The sequence below is a fragment of the Microvirga puerhi genome, assembly GCF_020089865.1.
Lineage (GTDB): Bacteria > Pseudomonadota > Alphaproteobacteria > Rhizobiales > Beijerinckiaceae > Microvirga > Microvirga puerhi.
In genome coordinates, this window is the sequence record NZ_JAIRBM010000001.1 from 440,815 (window position 1) to 454,986 (window position 14,172).

Consider the following 14,172-nt stretch of genomic DNA (forward strand, 5'->3'; position numbering starts at 1 on the left):
CTGATGACATCTTCGGTCATCGGCATTTTCTTCGAGCGACCGGTATCTTTAAAATTCAAATTAAATGGTATATCGTATTAGTGACATCTCTTTTATGGATGCACCATTCGGTAAATGGTTGAATATAAACAAGCTGATCTACTTCAACAGGCCTTATCACTGCACCGAGCGGGGCATATCGATCAGGCCAAGGCTATTTATCTGCGAATCGCTCAAGCAGAACCAAGAAATCCAGACTTATTACGCCTCATCGGCACTGCGGCTTATCAACTCGGTGATGTAGAAGAGTGCGTCTTATATCTATCTCGATCGGTGGAAATATTCCCCGAGCATCCCGAAACGAGATTTAACTTAGCTATAGCACTAAGTCGTCTTAATCGGCATGAAGAATCACTCTTCCAATACCATGCTACTCTGATGCTTAGGCCTAACCACGCCGAAGCTTATTTTAATCGAGGCAATCTATTAAAGGAGATGGATCGGCTAGAGGAGGCCATTTCAAGCTACGACAATGCGCTGACCATTCGACCCAACTATGCAAAGGCCGCATTTAATCACGGCGGTGCGATGGCGAAGCTCGGTCGGCTTGAGCACGCTCTGGTCAGTTACGAACAAGCGATTGCGAGTCAGTACAATTATACGAGCGCGCACTATTGCAAAGCCGAGATTCTGACATTGCTCAAACGTTTTTCGGAAGCCATAGCAAGCTTGGACAGGGCAATCGAAATTCAGCCCGAATTTGTGGACGCATATCATCTCAAAAGCGTCCTGCTCTCAAATCTTATGCAATCACAGGAAGCGCTAAAATGTATCGATCAAGCAATCGAAATTCAGCCTAACTTTGCCAAGGGGTATCACTTCAAGGGAGCTGCCTTAACTTATTTGGGACGTGTCGAGGAAGGACTCGCGTGTTTCGAAATGGCATTCTCTCTTAGTCCGCGCTCTGATTATCTCCTCGGCGATATTATCCATGGGAAGGCCCACATCGGGTGCTGGGAGCATTTTAGAACACAGGTCGATCTTCTGACCAAAGAGCTTTCCGCGCAGCGGAAGATTGTCGTTCCGTTCATTGCGCTGTCACTTGTCGATGATCCACAGCTACATAAAGCAGCCGCTGAACTTTATATGACGGACAAACACCCAGGCAGACAGCTGCTGCCGCCGCTGGCTAAGAAAAGCAAAAGCCAACGACTTAAGATTGGCTATTTCTCGTCCGATTTCAGCGACCATCCCGTATCTCACCTGCTGGCGGGCATGTTCGAGCGCCATGACAGGAAAAAATTCGAGATCCACTGCTTTTCATTCGGTCCGAAGTGTCGCGACGCTTGGCGCGATAGAATTGCTGGTTCGGTCGAGCATTTCATCGACGTTCATTCTAGATCCGATCGTGAGATCACATCTCTCGCCAGGACGCTCGATATCGACATTGCTGTCGATTTGAATGGTCTTAGCGGTGATGCGCGCCCTGATATATTTGCCGAGCGTGCGGCGCCGATTCAATTGAGTTACCTAGGTTATCTCGGAACCCTGGGGACGCGCCACGTGGACTATCTAGTGGCGGATCCGATGATAGTTCCCCCTAGCGCCAGGGAGAACTATAGCGAGAAAATTCTCTATCTGAGTTGCTATCAGTGTAACGATGATAAGCAAAAAATATCGAACAAACCCTTTTATCGGACAGAATTTGGCTTACCAGAGGATAAATTCGTCTATTGCTCGTTCAATAACAACTACAAGATCACTCCGGAAAATTTCGATTTATGGGCTTCCATCTTAAAAGCTGCGCCCCGAAGTGTTCTTTGGCTTTATGCTAGCAACAAAGCCGCGGTCAAGAATCTGCGATTAGAAGCGGAGAAGCGAGCTGTCGATCCCGACCGGCTAATTTTCGCGAACAGAACGCCGCTTGAGGATCACTTGGCGCGTCTCAAGCTTGCCGATCTGTTCCTCGACACTCACCCGTACAATGCTGGCGCGACGGCAAGTAACGCGCTGAGAGTAGGCCTGCCGGTTTTAACACGAGCCGGTAAGTCCTTTGCCAGCCGGATCGGCGCCAGCCTGCTCACAGCGACCAGACTGCCAGAGTTGATCGCGAATTCAGACGAAGAATACACGGCACTTGCTGTCAGACTGGCTTGTGAACCTTCATTGCTGACTACAATCAAATCAAAGCTTGCACAGAATTTAGCAACGTGCCCTCTCTTCGACACGGAACGCTTTACCCAAAATATGGAGGCCGCTTACGAGGCTGCTTATACGCGATATCACAATGGCTTGGTGCCGGATCACATCGATCTATCTGCTGTCGTATAAAACTTATCCCGCGCGCAGCAGCTTGATCGCGGAGTCGCGTTCGAAGAGATATAACAGCACGCGCAGGGCCTGGCCGCGCTCACTGATCAGTTCAGGGTCCCGGTCGACGATGAGCCTCGCATCGTCTCGTGCCGCCGCGAGCAGATCGCCGTCCACCTCGACGCGGGCGAGCCTGAAGCCCGGCAAGCCGGATTGGCGAGTGCCCAGCACCTCGCCTTCGCCACGTAGGCGTAGATCCTCCTCAGCGATCCGGAATCCATCTTCCGTCTGGCGCATCATCTCCAGCCGCGCCTGTGCGGTCTGACCAAGTGGCCCTTTGTAGACGAGAAGGCATGTGGAAGAGCGCGAGCCGCGACCGATCCGCCCGCGCAGCTGATGGAGCTGCGCCAATCCGAAACGCTCTGCGTGCTCGATCACCATGACGGAAGCCTGCGGTACATCGACACCAACTTCGATGACGGTCGTGGACACAAGGATCTTCGTTTCTCCCTTGGAGAACCGCTCCATGGCGGCGTCCTTGTCGCGGCCGGCAAGCTTTCCATGGACGAGGCCGACTTGGTTACCGAAGACGCTCTTCAGCTCCTCAAAACGTTCCTCGGCGGCTGCGAGGTCGACAGTCTCGGACTCGCCCACCAACGGGCAGACCCAATACACCTGATCGCCGTTGGCGACGGCGCGGCCGATAGCGCCGACTACCTCGTCGATACGCTCGATCGAAATGAGTTTGGTCGCAATCGGCTTACGGCCGGCGGGCTTCTCGTTTAGGACGGAGACGTCCATGTCGCCGAAATAGGTGAGGGCGAGCGTCCGTGGAATCGGAGTCGCCGTCATCACCAGGATATCGACCGCTTGTCCCTTGCTCCCGAGCGCCAAGCGCTGGTGGACACCGAAGCGGTGCTGCTCGTCCACGACCGCCACGCCGAGATCGTGAAACGCGACGCCTTCCTGGAACAGCGCATGCGTTCCGACCGCAATCTGAATGGTACCGTCCGCAAGCCCGGCAAGTATTGCGCGCCGTTCCGCACCCTTCTCACGCCCCGTCAGGAGCGCGATGGACAGGCCCGCCTCACGAGCCATGGGGGCGATCCGCTCGAAGTGCTGGCGTGCCAGAATTTCCGTCGGCGCCATGAGGGCGGCCTGACGCCCGGCTTCGATGGCGCTCGCCATGGCAAGAAGCCCGACCACGGTCTTGCCTGATCCCACGTCGCCCTGGAGCAGCCGCAGCATTCTCTTGTCGGCGACAAGGTCCTGGCGAATATCGTCGACTGCCTTCTGCTGAGAGGAAGTCAGTCCGAAGGGCAGGGCGCGTTTCAGCCGCTCGACCAGATGCCCATCGCCCGCATTCACACGTCCCGGCAGGCGGCGCATCCGGCTGCGGACGAGCGCCAGGGCGAGCTGGGACGCCAGGAGCTCGTCATAAGCAAGCCGACGACGCGGTGCCGATTTCGCCAGCGCCTCTTCGGACAGTGCGCGGGCATCGTCCGGGCGGTGAAGCAGTGCCAGAGCCTGCGCCATCGGCGGCAATGCGTTGCGGAACAGCCAGGACGGATCCTGCCATTCGGGCAGGGTCGGAAGTCGTTCAAGGGCAGCGCTCATGTAGCGCCCGACCATTCGCGAGGAGAGGCCCTCGGTCAGGCCATAGATAGCTTCCACTGCCGGCAGGTTCTCGATTCCACGATCATCCAGGATGCGGTCGGGATGGACCATCTGACGCATGCCGTCCCACAGCTCGATCTTTCCGGAAACGTAGCGACGCTCGCCGAGCGGCAGGAGCTTCTCCAGGCGAGCCTTCTGTCCGTTGAAGAAGACAAGGACCACGTCGCCCGTCTCGTCCTCGACAAGAATGCGATAGGGCGCGCGGCGACCTGGCGGCGGCGGGCGATGTGCTGCTACGGTCACCGATAATGTTACGGGCTCGCCGACCGGCGCGTCAGCGATGGAGCCTTTCATCTCCCGGGCAACGCCGCCATTGGGAATATGAAACAATAGATCCATGACGCGGGCAGGACGGCCCGGCTCCCCGAGCAGGCGGTCCAGCAAGGGTGCGATCTTGGGTCCCACTCCCGGCAGGGTGGTAGCCGGAGCGAAAAATGGATCGAGAATGGATGGGCGCAATGACATTCTAACGGTGGCAACTCGGGTCAGGATGGTTATATAGCGGCCAAGCCGCCCCGACGCGACGCCCTTCATCGAACAAATGGAGAATATCCATGAGCGGAACCACACGCACGAGTGCAGACCTCGACGTTCGGCGCAGGCGCACATTGTTTCGATCCTGGCATCGCGGCATGCGCGAGATGGACCTGATCATGGGCCGCTTCGCCGATGAGGAAATCGGCAGCATGTCGGAGGAGGACCTCGCGGAGTTCGAGCGGCTGATCGAGGTGCCGGACCGGGACCTCCTTTCCTGGATCACCGGCGAGGCATCGACGCCCGAGAACTATGACACCGCAGTGTTCCGGCGGCTAAAGGGCTTCCATTCCCACACCAGCCCGATTCACGTCTGAGCCTCAAATCCGTTGTCATTCGAACCGGGCCTGCGGGCCCGCGTTGCATTATTTTGGCTATTCTCCGATGAAACCCGCTTTGATCCGTGCCGTCGACACCCTCGCGAAGGGCAAGTCCCTGACGCTTTCGAGCGTTCCGGATGGCTTCGATGCACTCGCCGTTGCCGATCTCGCCAAGAGCCTCTCCGGCACGATCGAGGGGCCGGCCGTGCTCGTTCATGTGGCGAGAGACGGGCTCCGCCAGCAGAACTTCGCCAACAGCCTCGGCTTCATCGCGCCGCAGATCGAGATCCTGCCGTTCCCAGCTTGGGACTGCCAGCCGTACGACCGCGTGTCGCCGAATACCGCCATTACCGCGCAGCGGATGACCACCCTTGCGCGTCTCACGCGGTCGAAGACCTCCGAGGAGCGTCCGCGTATCCTCTCCACCACGGTCAATGCCCTCGTCCAGCGTGTCCCTCCCAGAACGCGGATTGCCGCGGAGACCTTCTCTGCAGCTCCGGGGAACGTGGTCGACACGACCCTTCTCATCAATTGGCTGGAAACCAACGGCTTCCTGCGCACGAGCACCGTCCGCGACACGGGCGAATACGCGGTGCGTGGCGGTATCATCGATCTGTTTCCGGCCGGACTGCCCAATCCCGTTCGTCTCGACTTTTTCGGGGATGCTCTGGAGTCGATCCGATCCTTCGATCCCGAGACTCAGCGCACCGTCGGAATGCTCCGCTCGCTCGATCTCGTTCCCATGAGCGAGGTTCAGCTCACCACTGAGAGCATCAAACGCTTTCGGCAGACCTACGTGGCCGCGTTTGGAGCGCCGACGCGGGATGACCGCCTCTATGAGGCGATTAGCGAGGGGCGGCGGTATCCGGGCCTCGAACATTGGCTGCCGCTGTTCCACGACCACCTCGATACGCTCTTCGACTACGTGGCTGGCGTTCCCATCGTTTTCGATGCCCTCGCCGACGACGCTGCGGCCGAGCGGTTGTCGCAGGTCCAGGACTATTACGACGCCCGTCGCGAGGGTCTCGGCCAGAACCAGCCGGGCGTCGCGCCCTATCGGCCACTTCCGCCGGACGCTCTTTATCTGAAGCCGGACGAATGGGCCTCCCGGACATCCACGCTGCCTCTGGCCCGCCTCACGCCCTTTGCGGTTCCTGAATCGGGCGAGCATCTGGTGATCGATTGCGAAGCCCGGCGCGGCAGGAATTTCATTGCCGAGCGGGCCGACGAGAGCGGAAATGTCTTCGCAGCTGTGGTCCAGCATGTCCGCGCTCTCCAGACCGCCGGCAAGCGGGTGATCGTCGGGGCCTGGTCGGAAGGCTCCCGCGAGCGTCTGACGCATGTGCTCCAGGACCATGACTTGCGCCAGACAAGCCTCGTTCCGAGGCTCTCCGACGCTCTGGCGCTGCCGCGTATCGAGATCGGCGTCGGTGTCTGGAGCCTCGAATCCGGTTTCGAGGCCGGCGACCTCGCTGTCATCAGCGAGCAGGATATCCTCGGTGACCGCCTGGTGCGCCAGAAGCGCAAGTCCAAGCGACCGCAGGACTTCCTCACCGAGGTTGCTGCCCTGACCCCGGGCGATCTCGTGGTGCACGTGGACCATGGCATCGGGCGCTTCGAGGGGCTCAAGACCATCGAGGCGGCAGGCGCGCCGCACGATTGCCTTGAACTGCACTATGCCGGTGGCGACCGCCTTTTCCTCCCAGTCGAGAACATCGAACTTCTGACCCGATACGGATCGGAAGAGACGGAAGTCCAGCTCGACAAGCTCGGCGGCGGCGCTTGGCAGGCCCGCAAGGCGCGGATGAAGCAGCGCATCCGCGAAATGGCCGGTGCACTCATGAAGATCGCCGCCTCGCGCATTCTCAAGGATGCTCCGCGCCTGCCGCCGCCTTCGGGCCTGTACGACGAGTTTTCAGCGCGCTTCCCATACGAGGAGACGGAAGATCAGCTCAACGCCATCGACGCGGTTCTCGACGATCTGGGGTCGGGCCGCCCGATGGACCGCCTCGTTTGCGGCGATGTGGGCTTCGGCAAGACAGAGGTCGCGCTCCGCGCCGCCTTCGTATCGGCCATGAACGGCAAGCAAGTTGCGGTGGTCGTTCCCACGACCCTTCTGGCACGGCAGCATTTCAAGACCTTCACGGACCGCTTCCGCGGCCTGCCTCTCAACATCGCGCAGGCCTCGCGGTTTGTCCCGAACGCGGAGCTGAAAAAGGTCAAGGAGGGACTGACTGACGGGTCAGTCGACATCGTGGTCGGCACGCATGCCCTGCTGGGCAAGTCGATCACGTTCAAGGACCTGGGGCTGATCATCGTCGACGAGGAGCAGCATTTCGGCGTCGCTCACAAGGAGCGCCTGAAAGAATTGCGCGCCGAAGTCCACGTCCTCACACTCTCCGCGACGCCTATTCCTCGGACGCTTCAGCTCGCGCTGACGGGCGTCCGCGAATTGTCGCTCATCACGACGCCGCCTGTCGATCGTTTGGCAGTCCGGACCTTCGTGACCCCGTTCGATCCGCTGCTCATTCGGGAAGCGTTGCTGCGCGAGCGGTACCGCGGCGGCCAGGCATTCTATGTGGTGCCGCGCCTGGACGATCTGGGAGAGATCAAGGCGTTCCTGGACAAGGAAGTGCCGGAAGCCAAGGTGGCGGTGGCGCACGGCCAGATGGCCGCCGGCCAGCTCGAGGACGTGATGACGGCGTTCTATGAGGGGAAATACGATATCCTGTTGTCCACTACGATCGTGGAATCAGGCCTCGATATCCCAACGGCGAACACGCTCATCGTCCACCGAGCCGACATGTTCGGCCTGTCGCAGCTCTATCAGCTGCGCGGCCGTGTCGGGCGTTCGAAGACGCGCGCTTATGCGCTCTTCGCCGTTCCAGCGAACAAACCGCTCACCGTCCAGGCGGAGCGTCGCCTCAAGGTGCTGCAGAGCCTCGATACGCTCGGCGCCGGCTTCCAGCTGGCATCCCACGATCTCGATATCCGTGGCGCCGGCAATCTTCTCGGCGAGGAGCAGTCCGGTCATATCAAGGAAGTGGGCTACGAACTCTATCAGCAGATGCTCGAAGAAGCCGTTGCGCAGCTCAAGGCCGGCATCGAAGAACCGACCGAGGATCAATGGTCACCGACCATTGCCGTCGGCGCGCCGGTGATGATTCCGGAAACCTATGTCCAGGATCTGCAACTGCGCCTTGGTCTCTATCGCCGTCTCTCCACCCTAGAGACTGACAGCGAGATCGATGCTTTCGGCGCGGAACTGATCGATCGCTTTGGCCCTCTGCCGTCGGAAGTCAGCCAGCTTCTCAAGATCATGTCGATCAAGGTTCTCTGCCGGCGTGCCAATGTCGAGAAGGTCGATGGCGGCCCCAAGGGCATCATCGTCTCGTTCCGCGACAACTCCTTTGCCAATCCTGCGGGTCTCGTTTCCTATGTGGCTGAGCAGGCATCCTTCGCGAAGGTGCGGCCGGACATGAAGATCGTCTTCATCCGCGATGTGGAAAGCGCCGACGAAAGGATCAAGGCGACGACCTCGATCCTGCGTAGTCTCGTCCGCATTGCCGAGAAGAAGGCAGCGTGACCGGTGGCAGCGCCCCATGAAGGAAGCCCATGGGCGCTCGTCTATCAGGGCAAAGTGATTGCATCACGGAAAGCGGATCAGACCGTCCCGTGGTGGAGCTTTACGAAAACCATTCTAGCCGCCTCTGCATTGCGCCTCGTGGCGAAAGGCCTCCTGACGCTCGACGAGCCCGTTTCATCAAAGGGCTATACCCTTCGGCACCTGCTCCAGCACCGCGCCGGTCTCCCCGACTATGGCGGGCTCTCGGCCTACCATGAAGCCGTCGAGCGGCAGGATCTGCCATGGACTTTCGCGGAGATTGCAGACCGGTGCGACGCGGAACGGCTGCGTTATGAGCCGGGGCATGGATGGGCCTATTCCAATATCGGCTACGCTCTCGTGGCACGCCTGATCAAGGAGACCTCTCGGACCCGCCTCGACTCGGCTCTACGCGGACTCGTCTTTGATCCTCTGACGATCGAGAGCGCAAGGGTCGCGGAGAACGCGGCAGATCTACAGGGCGTTCAGATGGGCCAAGCGGATTGGTATCATCCGGGCTGGGTCTATCACGGGCTTGTGGTTGGTACAGTGGCCGATGCGGCTCTTCTGTTGGATCGGCTTCTGTCTACGCAGTTCCTATCAGTCGAATTGCTTGAGGAATTGCGGAGCGCTCACTTTCTACCTGGACCTGTTCCCGGACGCTCCTGGCTGAAGCCGGGCTATGGGCTCGGAGTTATGGCGGGGGAAACGACGAAGGGCGAGGTTATAGGACACACGGGAGGAGGACCGGGCAGCTCGATCGCCGTCTACAGGTCCCTGGCGAATACCGGCCTGACGGCAGCGCTCGTTCGGTTCGGCGATGATGCTGGACCGACGGAAGAAGAGGCTTTCGGCCTGATCGGCGTTTGACGCTCAGAGGTCGGGACCGGCGACGGCCTGTGAGCCAAGCTCGTTCTGGAGCATCGTGAGAGCGCCGCTCGTGCCGCCGGCAATCAGGACCGGAACCCCGCTCGGCGACAGGGTCCTGCGGAGGCGATGGGCAAGCTCTAGAAATCGGCGGCGCTCGGACCAGTCGGCATGTTGAGACATCTGCAGCACGACCGCCGTGGGATTCGGGATCACCGCCAAGACATCGTCCGCCGCCTCATAGGAGGTCGTCACGCTGGCGTAACCCATACCCGCAAGCTCGGCGGACAAGGCACTGTCCGGTTCGCGTTCGCCATTGTCGACGACGAGAACCTTCTGCATTCCGTTCATATCGGCATCCTGCAGCAAAACTTAGGGGCACATCTGGGATATGCCTCCAACGCCTGATACCAGGGATTGTTTCACCCTGGACATGAATGGCAACGGAACAGCCAAGCTAACCCGAAGGTATTCATCCTATCGCGCCTGCCGCCACCAGGAGTCGATCGTCGTTCCGAGAAGAGGGGGCTTGTCCGGACGCCTCAGGTCGCTTCGATGTGCAAGCCATTGATCGTTCAGATAAAATAACGGCACAATATAGAATCCCGAAAGAAGGAGACGATCCAGGGATCTGACGGCAGAGACGAAATCGTCGCGTGTCGTTGCCTCCAAAAGAGCATCGATCATCCGGTCGATCGCCGATGAGGCTGCCCCAGAATAGTTCAGAGAGCCGCCACGCTGGGCCGCTGCCGTGCTCCAGCGATTCCGCTGCTCGTTGCCGGGAGAGGCGGAAGCTGGCCAGACCCACTGCACCATGTCGAAATCGAAAGTCGACAGACGTCGCCAGTACTGCACGTCATCGACGAGACGCACCCGGGCAACGATTCCGATTCTCGACAGGGATTGAGAGAAGTTGAGGGCAAGGCGTTCCTGTTGGCGGGAATTCACCAGCAGCTCAAAGGAAAAAGCTTCTCCCGTATCCTTCCGGCGAAGAGTGTTTCCGTCCAAGTTCCAGCCGGCCTCTTCGAGAATTTGCAGGGCACGACGGGCCTCTTCCCGGTCCCGCCCGGACCCGTCGGGTTCCGGCGGCTTCCAGTGGCCCTCCAAGATGTCTTGTCGAACCGCTCTGGGAAACGGAGCCAGAAGGGCGAGTTCCTGTTCGTTGGCCGGATGCCCCGTGGAGGACAGGTCGGAACCGGCAAAATAGCTGTCCGAGCGCGTGAGCAGACCGTAATAGAGGTTCCGATTGACCCACTCGAAATCGAAGAGGTGGCCGAGCGCCTCGCGGACCCGCGGATCGGCAAAGAGCGGACGACGGGTGTTGAATACGAAGCCGTTCATGCCCTTCGGAGAGCGAATCGGCAAAGTTTCCAGGACGATGCGGCCGTCCTTCACAGCCGGGAAATCGTATCCAGTCGACCAGCGATCGGGATCTCCCTCAAGGCGAAAGTCATAAAGTCCCGCCTTAAAAGCCTCGAACATCGTATTGGCATCTCGATAGAAATCGTATCGGATCTCATCGAAATTGTAGAGGCCGCGCATTATTGGCAGATCTTTGCCCCAATAGTCGGAACGACGCTTCAGAACGACGCGCTCTCCCGGCTTCACCTCCGCAATCTCGAACGGACCGGACCCGATAGGCGGCTTCAGGGTGGTATTGGCAAAGGTCTCCGGATCGGTCGCATGAGCCGCGAAAATCGGCATCATCGCGATATTGAGCGGCAACTCGCGATCGTTCGAGCCCGAGAGATCGAAGCGGATTCGATAGGGCCCTTCCACATCGACGGACCGCACCTGGCCGAAGCTTGAGCGATAGAAGGGTTTTCCGTGCTTTTTCAGAAGCTCGAACGTGAAGCGAACATCCTCCGCCGTCAGACGGCGTCCATCAGAAAACTGCGCTTTTGGGTCCAGGTTGAACGTCACGAAGCTTCTGTCGTCCGGCATTTCCGCCGAGCGCGCTACGAGGCCGTAGACCGTGAACGGCTCGTCGGCCGAGCGCATCATCAGGCTCTGGAGCACATAGCGTGGCACGACGTCGGGAGCGACCCCGAGAACGATCAATGGGTTGAGGCTGTCATAGCTTCCCTGGAGGGCCAGGGTGATTCGCCCGCCGCGGGGGGCGTCCGGATTGACATAGGGGAGATGGGAGAAGCCTTCGGGCAACGCAGGGGCGCCATGCATCGCGATGCCGTGGTGAGGCACCTCGGCCGCAACCGCCGCTCCCACCATGATGCAGGCGAGGACGGCTACGACCAGATTCCGCAGAATTCCGCAGCGTTGTCGGCTCATGTCTCCCTCGGTCCCGGAGCAAGCGTAAGGGTGGAATATTATAAAGAAAGTTGAACGGGGCGACTGGAAACCTAATCCGCGAAAGGTTAAAGGAGCGCCACACGTCATGTCTTCGCCTTAATCGGCAAAGATTCAACCGCTCCCTTGAAGGTTCCATACTGCGCCGATTATACGGCCCATACAGAAGCCGACCTTTTGACTGAAAAGAGGATCTACGACATGTCATTCGCGACCCGCTTCGCGAGCCTGGGGGGCACCCGCAGCCTTGCCACGGCCGTTGCCCTTATCTTGAGCGCGGCGCCCGCTTTGGCGCAGACGAAACCGGCGGCCCCGGCACCCGCGAAGCCTGCCGCTCCGGCGGCAGCCCCGCAAGGACAGCCGGCCCAGGGAGCTCAGGCGCCCCAGGGCAACGGACCGATGGTCGTTCAGGTGAAGGCCGAGCCTTCGCAGCCGGACTGGACGAAGGTCTGTGGCAAGGACCAGGGCACCAATTCCGAAATCTGCTACACGACCCGCGACTTCGTGTCGGATCAGGGGCAGCCGGTCTTGGCCGTCGCCCTCTATGACGTGAAGGGTCCGCAGAACAAGAAGATCGTTCGCTTCCTGATGCCGCTCGGCCTGCTCCTGCAGCCCGGCATCCGCTTCGCCGTGGACCAGGGCGGGCCGACCGATGGCAAGTATGCGGTTTGCTTCCCCAACGGCTGCTTCGCCGAGGCCGAGGTGAAGGACGACTTCGTGGCTGCCATGAAGAAGGGCCAGAATCTCAACGTCAGCGTCCAGAATCAGGCCGGTCGCCTCGTAACCTTCGCCGTGCCGGCCGCCGGCTTCGGCAAGGCCTTCGATGGTCCTCCGATCGACCCGAAGGTTCTGGAAGAGCAGCAGAAGAAGCTTCAGGAAGAGCTCGAGAAGAAGAGCGAGGAGCTCCGCAAGAAGCTCGGCGGAGATGCTTCAGCGGCGCCTGCCGCCCCGGCAGCTCCCGCAACGCCGGCTCCCAAGCCGTAAGACTTTTTCCTGTTTTTAAGACAGAAACGCCGGGCTCAAGGCCCGGCGTTTTCTTTTGCCGCCTGGAGGGGCAACAATGGGTGGGACATCAATGGGCGAGAATAGGCTTCGCGCGATAGAGGCCGCGCTCGTCTCGGTCGAACATCTCCTCGATGAGTGGATTGCGGAGGGGCTCGGCCGACGGATCCGGCACAAGATTCTGCTCGGAGACGTAAGCGATGTACTCGGACTCGGCGTTCTCCGCGAAGAGGTGGTAGAAGGGCTGATCCTTCCGAGGCCTGATGTCCTCGGGGATGGAAAGCCACCATTCCTCGGTGTTGTCGAATTCGGGATCCACGTCGAAAATCAGACCCCGGAACTCGAAGAGCCGATGCTTCACCACTTGGCCGATCGTGAATTTGGCGAAACCCGCTTTCATGACTTGAACTCCATGCCCTGCATATAAAGGGTGCGGACCGTTACGCCAAATCCATGGCCGTCACGTTCCCGATACTGCCGAACGGAGCGAGGGTTGCAATCTAGGAACCCAAAGCTTGCTTCCCACGGCATTGCCGAGCTTCGGGAATCCCGCCAGAACGGCCCCTGACACAGATGCCGGGGAGAGCCTGCAATGTCCGATCTGATCGGGCTGATGAACCTTCTTGCGCCCTTTTTCGGGCTGATCGGCCTTGGCTTCTTCTGTGGCAGGATCGTCAAGCAGCCTGAGGCCGGGCTCGCCTGGATGCAATTCTTTCTCATCTATATCGCGCTGCCTTGCCTGTTCTTCCGGCTCATCGCCGACAAGTCATTGGACCAGTTGACGAATTGGACTTTCGTGGCAGCAACGACCACGTCGACATTCTGCGCTTTTCTTCTCTCTTTCTCAGCCGGCTGGCGCCATACGAAGGATGTGGCGCAATCCGTCATGCAGGGCGTCGCTGGTTCCTATTCCAATATCGGCTATATGGGGCCGCCCCTCGTGCTGGCGGCCATCGGACCGGCGGCCAGCGCGCCGGTCGTCCTGATCTTCGTCTTCGACAATCTTCTGCTCTTTTCCCTGGTGCCCCTGCTGATGTCGGTCGCGGGCCTCGACAAGCTGTCCCTGGGTGCGACCATCCGCCGAATCCTATGGCGCGTCGTCACGCACCCCTTCAATGTCGCGACGGCACTCGGCGTCGCCGCGAGCTATCTCCACCTGGAGCTGCCCTCTGCCCTGAATCTGATGGTTACTTGGCTTTCAGGAGCTGCCGCTCCGTGCGCGCTGTTCATTCTCGGCGTCACCGTCGCCCTGCGGCCATTGTGGCGCATTCCCGGCGAAGTCCCAGCTCTCGTCATCATCAAGCTGATTCTGCACCCTTTCCTAGTCTGGGTCCTGCTCTCGGCGCTCGGTGATTTTGGTCCGGCCTGGACCTACGCAGCGGCGACCATGGCGGCGCTGCCGCCGGCCTTGAACATCTTTGTCATTTCGACGCAGTACAACGTGGGCGTTGAGCGTGCTTCAGCCTGCGTCCTCGTAGGCACCGTCGCATCCATGTTCTCGCTGACGGCACTCCTCTACGTCATTCGCATCGGCGCACCGCCTTACGATTTATTCCCTTAGGACCAGCGGCC

Annotated in this window: 10 protein-coding genes; 6 read left to right on the forward strand and 4 right to left on the reverse strand. The window is 59.8% G+C overall.

The genetic code is table 11. The annotated features are described in order from the left end of the window. Positions 1–114: 114 nt before the first annotated feature. Entirely contained in the window at positions 115–2,310 is a 2,196-nt protein-coding gene (locus K9B37_RS02090) for a tetratricopeptide repeat protein (RefSeq protein WP_224311120.1), read from the forward strand. Positions 2,311–2,313: 3 nt separating this feature from the next. Here K9B37_RS02090 and recG read toward each other — a convergent pair whose 3' ends face one another. Then, positions 2,314–4,431 (reverse strand): ATP-dependent DNA helicase RecG, encoded by a 2,118-nt coding sequence (recG, locus tag K9B37_RS02095; RefSeq protein ID WP_224311121.1) that lies wholly within the window; start codon positions 4,429–4,431, stop codon positions 2,314–2,316. A gap of 89 nt (positions 4,432–4,520) precedes the next feature. On the opposite strand from recG, the gene K9B37_RS02100 reads away from it, so the two are divergent. The 3 genes from K9B37_RS02100 (at position 4,521) to K9B37_RS02110 (ending at position 9,294) form a co-directional block, all read left to right on the forward strand. After that, positions 4,521–4,817 carry a succinate dehydrogenase assembly factor 2 gene (locus K9B37_RS02100; protein WP_224311122.1) on the forward strand — a complete coding sequence of 99 codons (297 nt, stop codon included), beginning with the start codon at positions 4,521–4,523 and terminating at the stop codon, positions 4,815–4,817. Between the two features lie 67 nt (positions 4,818–4,884). Further along, positions 4,885–8,406, forward strand: coding sequence for a transcription-repair coupling factor (gene mfd / locus K9B37_RS02105; RefSeq protein WP_224311123.1), 3,522 nt, complete (start codon positions 4,885–4,887; stop codon positions 8,404–8,406). A 3-nt stretch (positions 8,407–8,409) separates the two neighbouring features. After that, positions 8,410–9,294 carry a serine hydrolase domain-containing protein gene (locus K9B37_RS02110; RefSeq protein ID WP_224311124.1) on the forward strand — a complete coding sequence of 295 codons (885 nt, stop codon included), beginning with the start codon at positions 8,410–8,412 and terminating at the stop codon, positions 9,292–9,294. 3 nt (positions 9,295–9,297) lie between these two features. Here the strand turns inward: K9B37_RS02110 and K9B37_RS02115 are convergent, their stop codons facing one another. Next, entirely contained in the window at positions 9,298–9,642 is a 345-nt protein-coding gene (locus K9B37_RS02115) for a hypothetical protein (RefSeq protein WP_224311125.1), read from the reverse strand. 126 nt (positions 9,643–9,768) lie between these two features. Further along, positions 9,769–11,580 (reverse strand): extracellular solute-binding protein, encoded by a 1,812-nt coding sequence (locus K9B37_RS02120; protein ID WP_224311126.1) that lies wholly within the window; start codon positions 11,578–11,580, stop codon positions 9,769–9,771. A gap of 219 nt (positions 11,581–11,799) precedes the next feature. On the opposite strand from K9B37_RS02120, the gene K9B37_RS02125 reads away from it, so the two are divergent. Continuing rightward, positions 11,800–12,582 (forward strand): invasion associated locus B family protein, encoded by a 783-nt coding sequence (locus K9B37_RS02125; protein WP_224311127.1) that lies wholly within the window; start codon positions 11,800–11,802, stop codon positions 12,580–12,582. 88 nt (positions 12,583–12,670) lie between these two features. Here K9B37_RS02125 and hspQ read toward each other — a convergent pair whose 3' ends face one another. Continuing rightward, complete coding sequence (gene hspQ, locus K9B37_RS02130) at positions 12,671–13,000, reverse strand: heat shock protein HspQ (RefSeq protein WP_224311128.1); 330 nt, start codon at positions 12,998–13,000, stop codon at positions 12,671–12,673. Positions 13,001–13,192: 192 nt separating this feature from the next. Between hspQ and K9B37_RS02135 the strand changes: the two genes are divergently transcribed. Next, the gene (locus tag K9B37_RS02135; protein ID WP_224311129.1) at positions 13,193–14,161 is read left to right on the forward strand and encodes an AEC family transporter; all 969 of its coding nucleotides are present in this window, start codon (positions 13,193–13,195) and stop codon (positions 14,159–14,161) included. Positions 14,162–14,172 lie beyond the last annotated feature (11 nt).